At 44.2% G+C, this 15,820-nt stretch carries 15 protein-coding genes and 1 pseudogene; 13 read left to right on the forward strand and 3 right to left on the reverse strand.

Annotated features, from left to right (window positions below):
• The 3 genes and pseudogenes from BLV54_RS15450 to BLV54_RS05230 form a co-directional block, all read left to right on the forward strand.
• Positions 1-78: pseudogene (locus BLV54_RS15450) on the forward strand (IS5/IS1182 family transposase); the annotation flags it as partial.
• Positions 79-253: 175 nt separating this feature from the next.
• On the forward strand, positions 254-697 hold the full coding sequence (locus BLV54_RS16700) for a hypothetical protein (protein WP_256329153.1): 444 nt from the start codon (positions 254-256) through the stop codon (positions 695-697).
• Between the two features lie 775 nt (positions 698-1,472).
• Complete coding sequence (locus tag BLV54_RS05230) at positions 1,473-2,459, forward strand: zinc-binding alcohol dehydrogenase family protein (RefSeq protein ID WP_090568773.1); 987 nt, start codon at positions 1,473-1,475, stop codon at positions 2,457-2,459.
• A 61-nt stretch (positions 2,460-2,520) separates the two neighbouring features.
• On the opposite strand, the gene BLV54_RS05235 is transcribed toward BLV54_RS05230, so the two are convergent.
• Positions 2,521-3,849: a TRAFs-binding domain-containing protein gene (locus BLV54_RS05235; protein WP_090568776.1), complete on the reverse strand. Its 1,329-nt coding sequence runs from the start codon at positions 3,847-3,849 to the stop codon at positions 2,521-2,523.
• A gap of 296 nt (positions 3,850-4,145) precedes the next feature.
• On the opposite strand from BLV54_RS05235, the gene hemP reads away from it, so the two are divergent.
• From hemP to rfbD, 8 genes are all read left to right on the forward strand, one after another.
• The gene (gene hemP, locus BLV54_RS05240) at positions 4,146-4,331 is read left to right on the forward strand and encodes a hemin uptake protein HemP (protein ID WP_090568779.1); all 186 of its coding nucleotides are present in this window, start codon (positions 4,146-4,148) and stop codon (positions 4,329-4,331) included.
• Between the two features lie 173 nt (positions 4,332-4,504).
• On the forward strand, positions 4,505-5,185 hold the full coding sequence (locus BLV54_RS05245) for a DUF2325 domain-containing protein (protein ID WP_176969683.1): 681 nt from the start codon (positions 4,505-4,507) through the stop codon (positions 5,183-5,185).
• A gap of 1,155 nt (positions 5,186-6,340) precedes the next feature.
• The gene (locus tag BLV54_RS05250) at positions 6,341-6,676 is read left to right on the forward strand and encodes a hypothetical protein (protein ID WP_143032422.1); all 336 of its coding nucleotides are present in this window, start codon (positions 6,341-6,343) and stop codon (positions 6,674-6,676) included.
• 23 nt (positions 6,677-6,699) lie between these two features.
• Complete coding sequence (locus BLV54_RS05255; RefSeq protein WP_090568788.1) at positions 6,700-7,725, forward strand: hypothetical protein; 1,026 nt, start codon at positions 6,700-6,702, stop codon at positions 7,723-7,725.
• Between the two features lie 438 nt (positions 7,726-8,163).
• Positions 8,164-9,141 (forward strand): acetyl-CoA carboxylase carboxyltransferase subunit alpha, encoded by a 978-nt coding sequence (locus BLV54_RS05260; protein WP_090568792.1) that lies wholly within the window; start codon positions 8,164-8,166, stop codon positions 9,139-9,141.
• Positions 9,101-10,462, forward strand: coding sequence for a tRNA lysidine(34) synthetase TilS (gene tilS, locus BLV54_RS05265; protein WP_090568795.1), 1,362 nt, complete (start codon positions 9,101-9,103; stop codon positions 10,460-10,462). Before BLV54_RS05260 ends, tilS begins: the two co-directional genes overlap by 41 nt.
• Positions 10,463-10,506: 44 nt before the next feature.
• Complete coding sequence (gene rfbB / locus BLV54_RS05270; RefSeq protein WP_090568797.1) at positions 10,507-11,562, forward strand: dTDP-glucose 4,6-dehydratase; 1,056 nt, start codon at positions 10,507-10,509, stop codon at positions 11,560-11,562.
• Positions 11,559-12,455 (forward strand): dTDP-4-dehydrorhamnose reductase, encoded by an 897-nt coding sequence (gene rfbD, locus BLV54_RS05275; protein ID WP_090568800.1) that lies wholly within the window; start codon positions 11,559-11,561, stop codon positions 12,453-12,455. Before rfbB ends, rfbD begins: the two co-directional genes overlap by 4 nt.
• A 7-nt stretch (positions 12,456-12,462) precedes the next feature.
• Here rfbD and BLV54_RS05280 read toward each other — a convergent pair whose 3' ends face one another.
• Together BLV54_RS05280 and BLV54_RS05285 are read right to left on the reverse strand one after the other, a co-directional pair.
• Positions 12,463-13,413, reverse strand: coding sequence for a S49 family peptidase (locus BLV54_RS05280; RefSeq protein ID WP_090568803.1), 951 nt, complete (start codon positions 13,411-13,413; stop codon positions 12,463-12,465).
• A gap of 352 nt (positions 13,414-13,765) precedes the next feature.
• Complete coding sequence (locus tag BLV54_RS05285) at positions 13,766-14,434, reverse strand: YiaD family glycine zipper/OmpA-like lipoprotein (protein ID WP_090568806.1); 669 nt, start codon at positions 14,432-14,434, stop codon at positions 13,766-13,768.
• Between the two features lie 141 nt (positions 14,435-14,575).
• Between BLV54_RS05285 and BLV54_RS05290 the strand changes: the two genes are divergently transcribed.
• Entirely contained in the window at positions 14,576-14,830 is a 255-nt protein-coding gene (locus tag BLV54_RS05290) for a Rho-binding antiterminator (RefSeq protein ID WP_090568809.1), read from the forward strand.
• A 506-nt stretch (positions 14,831-15,336) separates the two neighbouring features.
• The gene (gene hpf, locus BLV54_RS05295) at positions 15,337-15,669 is read left to right on the forward strand and encodes a ribosome hibernation-promoting factor, HPF/YfiA family (protein ID WP_090568812.1); all 333 of its coding nucleotides are present in this window, start codon (positions 15,337-15,339) and stop codon (positions 15,667-15,669) included.
• Positions 15,670-15,820: the final 151 nt, after the last annotated feature.

The raw sequence follows: 15,820 nt of genomic DNA on the forward strand, positions 1-15,820 counted from the left end.
ACACGATACGACAAACTAAAGAGAAATTATGAAAGTATGGTTGCCATGGCATGCGGGTATCTGTGGCTACCTGTGTGAAATGTCAACAGACCCTAGTAGAACTAATGTTTAACGTTTGGAACTAACCAAATTGCAGATTACGCAAGAAAAGATTTCTTATCTTCTTCACCTGCCTAACAAATCGTTCCAGGGGATTCCGCGTTACTCCGCCTCTGAACTCAAACGTTAGGCAAACAATGTAGGAACTGGAATTATGGGACTGAAGATAGCGAGTTTCGTTGCTCTTGTATTCACCGCTCTTGCGCTGGGTGCTGCGCTCGCTTATTTATATGAACTGCCGAATAAAATTACCCTATCTCGGGAAGACTATTTAACTGTTCAGCAAATATATCGAGGTTGGGCCTTGCTAGGGATTATTGAGTTTGCTTCGTTGTTTTCGGTCTTGACTCTGGCAATTATGGTCCGCAAAAGCCCGGATTTTTATCTGGATTCTGATCGCAACAGGGTGCGTTGCGGCAACTCTGGTTGTGTTCTTTGCTTTTACTTACCCAGCGAATCAAGATACAAGCGACTGGACGATTCTGCCGGAAAACTGGCAGGAATTGCGTGTGCAGTGGGAGTATTCGCATGCAACAAGAGCCGTTCTTCATTTGATTGCTTTTGTTACTCTGGTTTTATCTGTTCTTACGAAAGATGAATAATTCCATTTCTAAATCAAAACTGACTTTGTCGGCTTCTCCTTGCCGTATTATTTATACTGTCTGCGCTCGCCTTCGCGTCATTTTTGATTTAGAAATGGAATAAGCTGCTCAAAGACCATGCCGGCTCTTTTTGTGAGTGGTTAGCCATACCGCCTAATCTAATTATTCGCTGGAAATAGAAGATGAAAAACAACCCGACAGACCGAATGAAGGATCCGTTTTATGCCAGCTTGCCAGATTGAACAAATGATCTGTCAAGCCGACGATGAGGCTAAGAGCAAAGGATAGATACTCACCGATTCTCAAATTAGATCGGCGCTCATCAAAGCACGGAAGAAGGTGGGAGGCGGAGAACCGGACATTCCCAAGACAAATGAGCGTAAGAGAATAATGGCCAAGCTGAAGACAGCTTATTGCAAGCGCCTGAGGATATCTTTGAGCAAACAACGGCGGACGATGGCACGATACAAGAACAACTATTGAAGATATCCGACTGGATCAAGGCACTTGAGACAGTTGAGGACTCAATCAAGACGCGAAAGAGCAGTATCCCTGGATAAAGAAACTACTTGGACTTCGTGCATCGCTTCATTGAGCAAGCCAAAGGAATGAGATGAATCAGAAAAATGGAATGCTACCCATTAAGCAGAGGATAATTGAAATCGGGTTATTTTAATATTTAGCTTTATTCAGATCTTGTGGGTAAAATATTTAAAATGTATTACCCATTAATTCTCAACTGAAAAATTCATATTTATATCTTTATATTATATGCGTGCACTAGGTATTAATGCCCGACAGGCTTTTGAATTAGCTGAGCTTCCTGAACCAATCTTTGGCGATTATGATTTGCTGGTGCGGGTGAAAGCGGTGGCAGTTAATCCTGTCGATACTAAACTCAAGGCTAGTATCAAGCCAGATCAGATCGGATTGAAAGTAGTTGGATTTGATGCCTGTGGTGAAGTGTTGGCGGTGGGTGCACGGGTTGAGGGCTTCGCGGTGGGTGGTCGGGTATTTTATGCTGGCGATGTCATGCGCGCGGGATGCTTTGCTGAACAACAAGCTGTGGATAGCCGCCTGGTCGCTAAAGCACCGCGAAGTCTGTCTGATCTGGAAGCAGCGGCCATGCCGTTGGTCGGATTGACTGCTTCTGAAGCCTTGTTTGACCATTTGGGTTTGAGTTTAGATGCTGCTGGTAATCAAGGCAAACGCTTGCTGATTATTGGCGGTGCAGGTGGAGTAGGTTCGATGGCGATTCAATTGGCTAAGCAGGTGGGGGCAGTGGTGATTGCGACTGCTTCCCGCGCTGAGAGTCAAGCTTGGTGCAGGCAATTGGGAGCAGATCAGGTGATAGACCATAGTCAGCCGTTACGCCCTCAACTTGAAGAAGAAGTGGATAGAATTCTGTGTGCTGCAGATACCGATAGCCATCTTGATAATATGGCAGCTTGCATTGGTCCTTTCGGCAGGATCTGTGCCTTGGTCAGTCATCGTCAGCCGATGGATATGAATCGTTTTAAAAATAAAAGTGTGGGTTTCCATTGGGAGTTCATGTTTACCCGAGCGATGTTTAACACGCCAGATAAATCGCAACAAGGAATCTATCTACAGCGCTTGGCAGAAGCCGTTGATGCGGGTGTTGTTCGCTCCATCCTGACTTATCAGGGCGGACAACTCGGTGTTGAAACGCTGCAAGCCGCATTTGACCAAGTTGCTAGCAGCAGGATGATTGGCAAAATAGCGTTAAAAGGTTTTTAAGCTATGTTTTTCTCCTGAGAGTTTGTAAAAACGAAGTTTTTACAAACTCAAGTTTTGCTAATTATTTGCTTGCTTGGTCTATTAGCGCGGCTTCGATTTCCTCTTCCCATCCGAGCAACTCCCCTCTCTTTTTGCGGGCGTTACTAATCAACCGTAGATTCCGAGCAGTGGTTTCGGGTTCCCATGATTCCCGCACGGCGGCGAGCGCATCTCCCAAAGCATTCGAAGCTGCGTCTTCATCTTTCGCCAGCACGGCGAGCTCAAGGCGTGTGGCATAATCCCAGTAGTCGGGTTTGCCAGCGGCAATGCGCCGTTCGACCGCATAGGCGACTACAGGCAGCAGTTTTGCCTGGCGAGGATCGGCTGACTCAGCTATCTCCATCAGCGTAACCGCGTTGATGCCGGGGTAGGCATCGCGCCAGTCCGCTTCAAAGCCTTTCAGATAAGCATCGATAGCTTTCTTGAGCAGACCTTTGGCGCGTATGGTTTCGCCCGCTTGGATAGCAGCCTCCCACCGATCTTTGTAGACACGGCCCAGAATACCGTAAGTCTCGCTGCTTGGGCCACGTTTGTTAATTAAATCGATCAATATCTTTTCTGCCTCATCACCACGACCCGCCCGGTTGAGAGCAAGTCCCAATTGCTCCTGCACCATAACGGTGTTGGCGAGCGGCGGTGACATTTTCGGCACCAAATTAATCATCTCCTGCCAGCCTTTAACTGCCCGGTAGGATAGAAACAGATCGATCACCACGCCAGACTCGGTGTCTGCAATCGTGCCAAGACTATGCTCAATCGTGCGTACCGCATCCAATCCCTGCTTGCGAGCTTCAGCCAGTTGTTTTTTAATCTGTTCCGAATAGGTAACACGCTCACGGAACACATCCGTCTTGAGATGCTGGATGTCCGGGAAACCATCCACGAGCTGATAGACGGGACTATCCGTCATATGCTTGCGTGCTTCTTTGAATCGATCTGTCAGAATTGGAGCAATTGCTGCGATATTGTCAGGCTTGCCATCTGCACCGATGTCGTAAGGTATGCTACGGAGCGGTGCAACATCGAAGGGAAGCTGGCCTGTGCTCTTGGCAAAAAGTAATACTGTCGAAGAAGGCCGCACAGCATGGCGCAATCCGAGCTCGTAGAAAACGTTGGCATTGGCCGTGGTGAGATCTGCGATAGCGTATTCGCATAATATCAGGCGTTCGAACATCGGTTTGTGGATGATGCCACCGGCCATTTCTTCGTCGGCTCGTATTGGTTCGAGATCGGCTGCCAGAATGGTCGGTTCGATCAGGTCATGATAAACCGCATCAAAATCAATCATCTTACCGCCAGTCGTTGGTTTTTGCCCAAACGGCATGAGTACAAAGCAGAGCGGGTTGGTCATGGTTTTTTTCCAAGCTAGTTAAATATGTAAAGTCTCATCTTGCTGTTTATTTAATATTCTTGATGCGTTCAGAATATGAATGTTATTCATAATAATTACTATCAATGGGGTAATAATTAATTCATTTTAGCGGATTCTTGATCGGAGTGACTGTCAAGCACATCAAAACCCGGCGCTATAACGCTTTGCGGGTTGAATAAGATATTTGGCAAATATTTTTAACAAGCACTTGCGTTGCTCATTTATTTGTGTATAATGAGAATCATTCTCATTAACAATATTGAATATTAGATGCTATGAATAGGTCGGATATTAATTTGCAAACTGTCACGGAATCACATTCTTTGCCCATGCGCGATCCTTACAAGCCAATCAACAGTGATAGCTTGTTTGTAGTGGGTGATGAAGTGCTTATTCAGCACCGTGGCGAGCAGTATCGGTTGCGCCGAACACGTAATGACAAGCTGATCCTGACGAAATAATTGGTGGAAAGCGTGTTTGACGACCAAAACTAAAGATCAATAAGCGGGATAATCACTTTTCTCATCAGTCGCTGGAAGTACTCTCTCCTCTGCCAGTGACGATTTTAGCCAGCCAGCCTAACTTTTTCGGGGCAAGCCAGCCAATTTTTCTTATCAATTTAAGGAGTATGGGAATGGATAATCTTTCTGGCAATGTGTTGCGCGATTATTATCTTCGCTCTTCACCCCTCGCAAAATACTGTATAAGTATTCCTGAGAAGAAATTTGCTTACATTAGTAATAAGCTACTTTGGCTAAGAGATAGATTGCGTGCATGGCTGACCAGCTTTAGAGCAGTATCTCATGCTGGGATCCGGCAAGCACTAGAACAAGAACCAATCTCGAGGATTCATAGCCATTTTCCTGGGAAAAGAATCTGTACAAAAGCAAACACGAGGCCCGAAACAGAGTGGGTTCCCTTGATCAAGGAAAAGCAAGCAATCAAATCTAATACCAGTCAGGAGATAGCCAGAGGGGACAATAATAACCATAGCCTTGCCGGACAAGCTGTTTTGTGCGTAGGAGGACGTGCAACCCTCTACCCAGATTATCTTCAGCTGGTAGAAGCTGCTGGCGGACGTTTCATAGCCTATCGCGGCAGTCCTGAAAATAACAGAGATCATTTATATACATTGCTGGATCGCGTCAATATGGTAATTTGCCCGGTTGACTGTGTCAGTCATGATGATTATTTTGCCGTTAAACGTTATTGCAAGCTGTCTGGCAGATTGTGTGCATTCCTAGAGCGTTCCAGCTTGCCTACTTTTAGTCAGGGTTTGAGAATGCTTGTTTTGCAATCACATGGAGATAATTAGTCGAAGTAGCGCATGCGTGCTAAATATCAAATTTGAATCATTCTTATCGTGCTGCTAGCTATTGGCACGATGTTCGTTTTTCCTCCTCAGACTCAGGCTAATAATGTCAGAGAGTACTGGATTGTTGACGAGAAGGTGAACTGGAGTTATGCGCCCAGCAAAAAAATCTGATTGAGTTAGATGGTGATCTTGGTGTCTGGGGGCAAACATTGGTCTATACCAAGTATCGCTACATCGGTATAACCGATAGCAGTTATACCACTCTTTTTGTCGCAACCTGAGTTGGCAGGCATCCTTGGTCCCAGATATCATCAAAGTACATTTCTTTAAATAAAACAGTCCTCTCGCTTTCAATTCATCCCCATGATGTGTTCTATTATAAGAACAGCTAAGGTGTAGATAGGGGGGTAAAGGCGCAAGCATCCCGCCGGGAGAGCAATATACTTACACCTGGATTGCAGACGAAGGGGCTGGCCGCAGATCTCCATCGCAACCAAGGTGTGTAATTTGAATAACTGAATGCAGTCGTCTTAAAGAAAAATGATAATGAAGCGGCTGCAGCACGCGACAAGATCAACAATAATTTTTCAAACCAATACATCCATTTAATTATTATCCACTTTGCTCACGCGCTTTAGTACCGATGGGGCAGTTTACCTGATTTCAATTATCTGTGGTGCAATCAACTTAGACTTCCGCATTGCCCGTTCCTAATTAGAGACAAAATAAGTATTTTAAAAACATGATGTTACACATTATGTTTAAAAGTATGTCTCTAAATAGAGACAAAATAATTCTTTAAAAAACATAGTGTTATATATCATGCATATATCATGCATAAAAAACAAGTTAATTAGTGGCGACATTTTTTCCATATTTTTTCTTATAAAGTTCTGTGTAACTCATTGATTAATAATGAATATATGTTATGGCATGAATCCTGCTAGTGTCTTTTGTGGGTAGGTATTAAATGTAAAAAAGTATTTTTGTCACTGTACTAACCATTGCACATTTACTTTACCTTTCTAGTTACGTCTTTCTCAAGGCAAGATTGTTTATCTGCTTGGTTGAGAAAAAGTGATTGTTATCATTGACTTACAAGAAAATTAACAAATTAAGATGGGAATATCGTTATATCAAAAGATAGTGAATGCGATGATTTTCTTCACAGTAATCCTGGCTTTTCTGTCTGCAAGCAACACCTTTGCTGGTAATAACGAGATTAATTTTGCCTACACCGATCATTCGGGGTGTTGGTTTGATACAGGTGAAGAGGCAGGTCTAGCGACGACGGATACGGTAGTTAAGATGTTGTCATGTGATCCAGGTCGCCATGGAGTGCAATATGGCGCCAAGAAAGGAGACGGCTACTACGCTTATGTGTCAAGCAAGTTCTCAAACAGAATATTGGTGGTTGATCCTGATCCAAGGCGCAACGTAATCCGATTCCTTAAGGAGTTCGGGAAATTTTATGGAAGCATGTTACTTTAATTTTAAAAAAGGGGGTAAATCAATTGACAGTACTAGTTTTTGGTGATCCGGAACTAAATCCAGCGCTGGGTGGGGAACAAAAAGGTAAAAGTAATTCATTAATTGGTCTAGATAATTTCGGTTTCAACGTGCTGGTTGGAGATACTGGGTTTATGTACGACTCTTCTCTGGGTGGCAACGACACACTAGAGGGTGGCAACAACAGTATCGGCGGTTCTGTTTTTAATGGTCTGGCTGGCGATGCTCTTGAAATGTATGATTATTCGCTAGGCGGCCATGACACGTTATATGGCGGTGACCTTCAAGCGGGTGTCAATGGCAATATCACTAATTATCTTCTTGGTGATGCCATTACCATGTACGATGCGTCTAAAGGCGGCGATGACGTGATACATGGTGGTAACAACGGTAACAACGATGGTACAGGGATTGTAGAGAATTATCTTTATGGTGATGCCATAGAAATGAATGGTTCTACCCTTGCTGTCCTTGTTCAGGATCATTATGGCAAACCTGATGACCACCATGTTTCCCATCATGTTAAGCATGATAATGGTAAAAAACATGTTGAACACGAGGATGATGACGACGATCATGACGACGATCATGACCACAAGCATGGCCACAAGCATGACCACAAGCATGATGACGATGTCGTTTTCATAAACGCTTCTCCCCTGGGCGGCAACGATATCTTGATCAGTGGGAGCAACGCAATAGATCACATGTATGGTGATGCCGGTAATGCTCTTGCTGGCGGTGAAGATACCTTCGTCTTCAATGATGAAGTTGGTACCTTTTTTGGAGACGATATTATTTACGATTTTCGCCAGTCAGATGGTCTTCATGGCGACCAAATTGAAATAGATTTTGCTGACGTGGATTTTACTGATCTCGTATTCACAGATGATTTTGTTACTGGTGATCAGATCATTACTGTTCATGGAGATCATGGAGACCATGGCACAATCACCCTGGTAGGGCTTGCCGGAGTCCATTTAACGGTAGGTCATGCCGGAGACCCAGGAGACTTTGACATCATCATTTAATCCTGATTTCATCCGTTAATACTGAAATGAGATCTGACAGATATCTGGTTAATTTGGCATTTGTTAGATCAAGTCTGAATTAATACGGCTTTATACAAAATATATTTCCTCCATTTACTTATACTTCCTCTATTTACTTCCTTCCCTGCCGATTCGAGGCGCTACTCCCTTGCGCATCGGATCGGCTCCTCCTTTGGGGGGAATCTCCAATACTTGAGATAGATGAATAAGTTGATGTTGTAAGCGCTAGCTCCGAAAATCCAAAAAATCGCTGTGCTGATATTCTGTTATCCTTAGCTGCTACGCGTGTGTGCAGATATTTGATATGAAAAACTTTCTTACGACTCAAGACCCAAGTGATTTGCTAGTATGTGGAAGCATGCAGAAATACCTTCAGATCCTGTATCATCCTGCTTTTAGAGTTACACGCAAGCTTTCATGAAAACGATTTTTCTGGATTTTGAAAAAGGTATCGAGGAATTTGAGGAAAAGATCGAGCAGCTGCGCTTTGCCCAAGATAATTCAGCACTGGATATTTCAGCTGAAATCGCTAAATTACAGGCAAAAAGCCAGGCATTGACCAAAAGTGTCTATGCCAAGCTCACCCCTTGGCAGATTTCTCAAGTGGCACGTCATCCACAGCGTCCCTATACACTTGATTACATACAGCACTTGTTCACTGATTTTGAAGAGCTGCATGGAGATCGCCATTTTGCAGACGATCACGCGATTGTGGGTGGATTGGCGCATTTTAACCGACAGACTGTGATGGTAATCGGTCATCAAAAAGGCCGTGATACTAAAGAGAAAATTTATCGTAATTTCGGGATGCCCAAACCAGAAGGTTATCGTAAGGCATTAAGGTTAATGCGCCTCGCGGAGAAATTTTCGCTCCCGCTGGTTACTTTTATTGATACGCCTGGTGCCTATCCGGGAATCGATGCGGAAGAACGCGGACAATCTGAAGCAATCGGGAAAAATCTCTACGTGATGGCTGAACTGAAAGTGCCTATCATATGTATCGTAATCGGCGAGGGTGGTTCAGGCGGCGCGCTGGCTGTTGCTGTCGGGGATGCCGTCATGATGCTGCAGTATGCAACCTACTCGGTTATTTCTCCAGAGGGGTGTGCTTCAATTCTCTGGAAGAGTGCGGATAAAGCGTCCGATGCTGCAGAAATCATGGGTATCACCGCTGATCGCCTGAAAGAAATGGATCTAATCGATGTCGTTATCAATGAGCCACCTGGTGGTGCACATCGCGATTACGCTGCCACCATGCATTCGGTCAAAAATGTCTTACAGGATGCCTTAAGAAAACTGCAGGTTCTGCCACATGAAGTGTTACTACAGAAGCGTTTTAATCGATTAATGGGTTATGGCAAATTTAAGGAAGTTAAAGCCGAACACCATTCTTGAATGGGTTGAAGACATCCTGCGTGCACATGTTAGCGGGAATGATCACTTAGTTGTCGCGCTAAGTGGTGGTGTTGACTCGGTGGTACTGCTGCATTTGCTTCATATACTTTCGAGGTCGATGACGTTCAGGCTTTCCGCCGTACATGTCGAACATGGGATTAGTTCTTATGCTGCTCAATGGAGTGATTTCTGCCAGAATCAATGCAGCGCATTAGGTATTCCCATTCAGATTTTTCGTTTAAAAGTTCAGAAAGTACCTCAGGTTAGTCTTGAAGCCGCTGCCAGGCAGGCACGTTATCAGGTATTTAATGGCATTGAGGCTGACTATATTGTGCTGGCGCATCATCAGGATGATCAAGTTGAAACTGTGCTGCTACAACTTCTTCGTGGTGCGGGCGTTAAGGGTCTGGCAGGAATGCCAGTTATCAGGAAGCTTGCTTCAAAGGGTGCGATCCGCCTATTGCGCCCTCTGCTTAATGTTTCACGCGAAACCATCATGCAGTATGCACGACAGCATCATCTAAGCTGGGTAGATGACGAGAGTAATAGCGACACGACATACAATCGCAATTTTCTTCGACATGTCATTTTCCCGCTGCTGGAGCAGCGCTTTCCTGCTTACCGGGAGACGTGCTCACGTGCCAGTCATCATCTTGGCGAGGCGGCTCAATTATTAGATGAGCTTGCTGAGATTGATAGCAAATGTGCTATGACAGCAGGTAATCTCCACATTGATGGCTTACGCCAGCTCAATTTTTTCCGTGCAAAGAATTTATTGCGCTATCTGTTCTCGCAGCACGGAGCAATCCAGCCCAATACCCTGAAACTTGAAGAAATCTTGCGACAGTTATTGTCAGCGAGAACCGATACTAAACTTTATCTTGTTTTTGACGAAATAGAGATAAGATGCTTCAAAGGCTTGGTTAGAATTCAATCAAAACGTATGCAGTCCGAGATAAAAGCGCCCTTTGTCTGGCATGGGGAGTATCGCTGGGTTCTTGAATCCTTGGGGGGGACGATTGAATGCGTTCAGCAGGAAGGTGTCGGAATCAACCCGGCTAAGCTGATTAAGAAGCCTGTCACCGTCCGCTTGCGCGCGGGTGGAGAGCGATTTCAGCCTGACTGCAAACGCCCTCGTCGCAGCTTGAAAAAGATCCTGCAAGAAGCCTCACTGCCACCATGGGAGCGCGGTACCCTGCCGTTACTTTTCAGTGGCGAACACCTTGTCTGGGTACCTGGCATTGGTGTGGATTGCGCTTTCCAGGCATTGCCGGGAGAATTGGGGTTAATGCTGACATGGCAGCCTAATGAGTTTGATTAAGCTATCAAAATTAGATTTCAAATAACAATTTTTCGGGAAAAGACATGATTCTTGTTACAGGTGGAGCAGGATTTATTGGAGCAAATTTCGTACTGGACTGGCTGACGCAATCGGATGAGTCCGTAATTAATTTAGATAAATTGACTTACGCGGGCAATTTGCAGAATTTAGCTTCATTAGAAGGAGATTCGCGGCATATCTTTGTGCACGGTGATATTAATGATCAGCAGAAAATAGCAACATTGCTTAGGGAATATCAGCCTCGTGCCATCATCCATCTGGCAGCAGAAAGTCATGTCGATCGCTCCATCCACGGACCAGAGGAGTTCATTCAGACAAATATTGTTGGTACCTTCAGGTTATTAGATACTGTCTATCGTTACTGGAAAGAGCAGGAAGGGAAAACTCAACAGGCTTTCCGTTTTCTTCATGTTTCAACGGATGAAGTATATGGTTCTCTCTCTAAAGATGCCCCTGCTTTTACGGAAGTGCACCGTTATCAGCCAAATAGTCCTTATTCAGCCAGTAAGGCCTCCAGTGATCAACTGGTTCGTGCTTATCATCACACCTACGGCTTACCTACGCTGATTACGAATTGTTCCAACAATTATGGTGCGTTTCAGTTTCCGGAAAAGCTCATACCCTTGATGATCGTGAATGCGTTAGCAGGTAAATCATTACCAATCTATGGAGATGGTCAGCAGATCCGTGACTGGCTTTACGTGAAGGATCATTGTAGTGCTATTCGTCGTGTGCTGGAGGCCGGTACCCCGGGAGAAACTTACAATATTGGTGGATGGAATGAGAAACCCAATATAGAGATTGTGCATACCATTTGTAATTTGCTCAATGAGCTTCGCTCCGCTGATTATCACAAATTAATCAAATACGTGGCAGATCGGCCAGGTCATGATCGCCGTTACGCAATTGATGCACGTAAAATCGAACGTGATTTAGGTTGGAGACCAGTCGAAACGTTTGAAACAGGTATTCGTAAAACCGTCAAGTGGTATCTGGATCATCAGGATTGGGTTGCCAGCGTACAATCTGGTGAGTATCGAAAATGGATTGAAACCCACTATCAGGAGCATGTCGGATGAAGATACTGTTATTCGGCAAAAATGGGCAAGTCGGTTGGGAGCTGCAGCGTAGCCTCCAGCCGCTTGGTGAGGTGGTAGCATTGGATAGATCCAGTCAAGAATATTGCGGTAATTTGACTGATCTGGCAGGGATCGCGCAAACCGTACGAGCAGTTGCGCCGGACGTCATTGTTAATGCTGCTGCGTATACCGCTGTAGATCGAGCTGAAAGTGAACCCGATCTGGCGTATCAGATCAATGCTGAAGCACCGGCCATTCTAGCACAGGAAGCGCAGCGTATGAATGCTTGGTTGGTTCACTACTCTACAGATTATGTCTTTGATGGGAGCGGGGATAGGCCATGGAGCGAATCTGATTTGCCTTCCCCTTTGAATGTTTATGGCCAAACCAAACTCCAGGGGGAAGAGGCTATTCGCAGTGCTGGCTGCCGACATTTGATTTTTCGGACAAGTTGGGTTTATGCTGCGCGGGGCAACAATTTTGCCAAAACCATGCTGCGTCTGGCGCAAGAGCGTGATCAGCTCACTATCATCGATGATCAAATTGGTGCGCCGACAGGAGCCGATTTACTTGCCGATGCTACTGCGCATGCAATTTCGATGGCATTGAAACAGCCTGAGGTAGCAGGGCTTTATCATCTAGTCGCAGGTGGGAAGGTCTCGTGGTATGGTTATGCTCATTTCATACTCTCTTTTGCAAGAGAGCACGGGTGGGCGATCAAGACTCAATCTGAGGCTATTCTGCCAGTGCTCAGCAGTGTCTTTGCCACAGCTGCAAAACGACCGCTGAACTCTCGCCTGGATACTGAAAAATTCCGCTGTGCTTTTAGGCTGAATATTCCTCACTGGCAAATAGGTGTTGCCCGGATGCTGACTGAGGTACTGGAGAAATAAGGAAAAGTTATCGGAACTCCCATCTTTCCTTAGTTCCCATTAGCAAATCGGCGGCCATTTTGCCGAAACGCTTGGCAAAATGCTCAGCAAATCCTTCCTTAGTTGTATAATCAACGATGCGCTCAACCTGGATGACTTCTCTGGCAACATATTCGGCGCTGCCGAGCGCATCTACCAACCCAAGGTCTATGCCCTTTTCACCTGTCCAGAGCATGCCACTGAAAATTTCTGGTGAATTCTTCAGACGCTCACCTCTTCCTTGCTGAACCACCTGAATGAATTGTTGATGAACTTCAACTAGCATTTGCTGGGCATGCTCTTTTTGTTTTGGATCAGCGGGTGAAAAAGGATCCAGAAAGCTTTTATTTTCCCCCGCTGTGAGCAGGCGTCGTTCAATACCCAGTTTTTCGAGGGTGCCCGTAAAACCAAAGCTATCTAGGATGACACCGATGGAGCCAACAATACTCGCTTTATCCACAAAGATTTTGTCGGCTGCCACCGCAACGTAGTAACCTCCAGAGGCGCAAATATCCTCTACTACGGCATAAAGCGGAATTTGCGGGTGCTCCGCTCGTAACCGTCGAATTTCGTCATTGATATAACCTGCTTGTACTGGGCTGCCTCCCGGGCTATTGATTCGTAGGATGACTCCCGCTGTGTTTTTGTCTTTAAAAGCTTTTTGCAAAGCTGCGTTAACATTATCAGCGCTTCCCATGCCATCAGGCTTGATTTCGCCACGTAAATCAACGAGCGCCGCATGTCTCTCGGAAATTCCGACGGTTTCTTCCCCGAGCCAACCGAATCCCCAGAAAAGCAAAGCATAAAGGTAAATAAAAGTAAGTGATTTAAAAAAAATACTCCAATAACGCGTGCGACGTTGCTCCTGCAAGGATGAAAATACTAGTTTTTCGAGCGTTTCCTTTTCCCAGCCTTCTTTACGATTTGTTGAATCTGTCATGGTTTCTTAAACTCTTTAGAATTATGTTTCTGAAAATGGAAATAAGTATTGTTAGAATATTTTTGAAATTTTACAAATATTTTAAGCATTAAATAGCATGACGAGCTTTTAAGGAGACCCTGAATAAGTGCCGCTACAAGCTGGTTAGTACGTTATGTTGCGCAAAGAAATGTGCAAAGTTCGTTTTAACGAGACTAACTTTGCTCGTTTTAGCGAAACTCGCTTTACTCGTTTTCTCGTTTGTTGCACTCCGTTTTCCTTACACTTCAACTTGCTCGGTAACCTATTCAGGATCAGGGTATCCTTAAGGAGCAACCAAATCTTGTTCACTTCACTGCGACTTTAAATCCTATCATTGGGTTAAAGTCGGGGATGACTGCTGCTCCATGACAAAAATTTCAACGCGTCGGTTTTTAGCTCGATTAGAAGATGTATCGTTTGAAGTGATGGGTTGATGGGAGCCACGACCATCAATCTGGATACGTTGAATCGGTACACTACGACTGACCAGGTAATCACGCGTACTTGCAGCACGATTAACTGATAAAGGATTGTTAATGGCATCAGTACCGGTATTATCGGTATGCCCCACAATCATTATGGTTGTATTAGGATTATTAAGTAAGCTGGTCGCAAAGCTATCGAGAATTGGTCTGAAATTGGACTTAATATCTGCGCGCCCTGTATCGAACGAGATATCACTCGGAATATTGAGCATCAGACGATTATCAGGGGTTTGCGACACCTGCACCCCAGTGCCGGCTGTCGCTGCTTCCATTTGTCTTTTTTGCTCTTCCATTCTTTGTGACCATATGTAACCTGCTCCAGCACCCAGTACAGCGCCTGAACCTGCACCAATTGCAGCGCCTTTACCACCACCTATGATTGCACCAATCACAGCTCCCGTGCCCGCACCAATGGCGGCGCCTTGTGTGGTACCGCGTTGTGTCTCCGTCATGGTGGCACAGCCACCAAGCGTCAACGAAGTTGCAAGAGTTGCGATTGTCATTCTAATTTTCATAAATATCTCCCTCATGAGTAAACTGTACTGTAGCAGAAGAAGTAAAAAATTCAATCTTCGTTATCTTTTGCAGTGCACTACTATTTTCCGTAGATCGCGTTAGAATCAGTTTTTCATTACTTTTAAAAGATTCGAATACCTATGACACAACAGATCATCGAATGTGAACTGCACGATTATATTGAAGTAGCTTGTATGTATGGCTATCGAGTCAAACTCATTTTAAAGAATCAGCAAGTATTTGAAGGAAAAGCGAAAGATATTGTGACAACCGCAGAGAAACGTGAATTTTTGATTATTGATAATGAACAGGGATCACAACAGGTTGAGCTGATACAGCTCGAAAAAATGCAGGTACTGACACCAAATGCACAGTTCAAAGAAGTTGTATTTTGATGGCTATTTTGCCAGGTAACCCGCAGGATTACTTCTTTTCACCAGATTATTTCTTGAATTATTTTAAAACTGGAAATTAAAAAGGCTTAAATATCGATAACTAAAATAAACTATATAATATTAATAGATATTCATAATCGAAGTTGAGTTCTGTCAATTATCATTGATGCTCTCAGATATGGAAATTGTGGCGTCATATTGCACCACTTTGTTTCATCCTGGCGATGTCTTTTATCGTCTACTTTATTTCTGTATCTGGTATGATCGCTGCTCACAAAACTTTGTAAAGAGTCTCTATAATGAATTGTCTTTATTCTTGATGTTTTGTCGGTAATAGTTATATAACGGATATAACCTATCAGCAGAGCGAACTCAAAATAATCCTGGCGAAGTGTGCAAATTTGGCATTACCGAAGGATGATTGTTGTTCAAGATTCAAGCCTTGAAGTCTTACAAAAAAGATATTCAATGCTTGGCGTTTAGATATTACATAAAAAGGAGACATAATGAATCTGATTCTTACCGGAAACCACGTAGAAATAACGCCTGCCCTACGCGATTATGTGAATTCTAAAATGGACAAGATTAGCCGGCATTTTGATCATGTGATTGACGTGAATGTCATTTTGTCGGTAGAAAAACATCAACAAAAAGCTGAAGCCAATGTTCATCTCCGCGGCAAAGATATTTTTGTCGAGGTAGAGAATTCTGATATGTATGCTTCGATTGATAGTTTAGTGGACAAGCTTGACCGGCAGATTCTTAAATATAAGGAAAAAAACATGGAGCGTCGTAATCATGAGGCGCTAAAAAATCAGGAATTTGACCATCCTGAGTAACTATCAAGTTAACTTAATAGAAAGTTGTAGTGCCAGAAATTATCCTGCTTTATCACAAGTCCTAGGTTGACCTAGGTTGACCTAGGATAGGAAAGGTTAAGGGAATAGAAATTATGACATGTCGAGATGATCGCAGATATGTTGGCAATAC

This window comes from Nitrosomonas sp. Nm33 (assembly GCF_900107265.1).
GTDB lineage: Bacteria > Pseudomonadota > Gammaproteobacteria > Burkholderiales > Nitrosomonadaceae > Nitrosomonas.

Bases quoted from the DNA above. Each gene is read 5' to 3' on its own strand.
- BLV54_RS05290 (WP_090568809.1), top strand. From the start codon at position 14,576: ATGACACAACAGATCATCGAATGTGAACTGCACGATTATATTGAAGTA.
- hemP (WP_090568779.1), top strand. From the start codon at position 4,146: ATGAATAGGTCGGATATTAATTTGCAAACTGTCACGGAATCACATTCT.
- BLV54_RS05235 (WP_090568776.1), bottom strand. From the start codon at position 3,849: ATGACCAACCCGCTCTGCTTTGTACTCATGCCGTTTGGGCAAAAACCA.
- hpf (WP_090568812.1), top strand. From the start codon at position 15,337: ATGAATCTGATTCTTACCGGAAACCACGTAGAAATAACGCCTGCCCTA.
- BLV54_RS05245 (WP_176969683.1), top strand. From the start codon at position 4,505: ATGGATAATCTTTCTGGCAATGTGTTGCGCGATTATTATCTTCGCTCT.
- BLV54_RS16700 (WP_256329153.1), top strand. From the start codon at position 254: ATGGGACTGAAGATAGCGAGTTTCGTTGCTCTTGTATTCACCGCTCTT.
- rfbB (WP_090568797.1), top strand. From the start codon at position 10,507: ATGATTCTTGTTACAGGTGGAGCAGGATTTATTGGAGCAAATTTCGTA.
- BLV54_RS05285 (WP_090568806.1), bottom strand. From the start codon at position 14,434: ATGAAAATTAGAATGACAATCGCAACTCTTGCAACTTCGTTGACGCTT.
- BLV54_RS05280 (WP_090568803.1), bottom strand. From the start codon at position 13,413: ATGACAGATTCAACAAATCGTAAAGAAGGCTGGGAAAAGGAAACGCTC.
- rfbD (WP_090568800.1), top strand. From the start codon at position 11,559: ATGAAGATACTGTTATTCGGCAAAAATGGGCAAGTCGGTTGGGAGCTG.
- BLV54_RS05260 (WP_090568792.1), top strand. From the start codon at position 8,164: ATGAAAACGATTTTTCTGGATTTTGAAAAAGGTATCGAGGAATTTGAG.
- tilS (WP_090568795.1), top strand. From the start codon at position 9,101: ATGGCAAATTTAAGGAAGTTAAAGCCGAACACCATTCTTGAATGGGTT.
- BLV54_RS05230 (WP_090568773.1), top strand. From the start codon at position 1,473: ATGCGTGCACTAGGTATTAATGCCCGACAGGCTTTTGAATTAGCTGAG.
- BLV54_RS05250 (WP_143032422.1), top strand. From the start codon at position 6,341: ATGATTTTCTTCACAGTAATCCTGGCTTTTCTGTCTGCAAGCAACACC.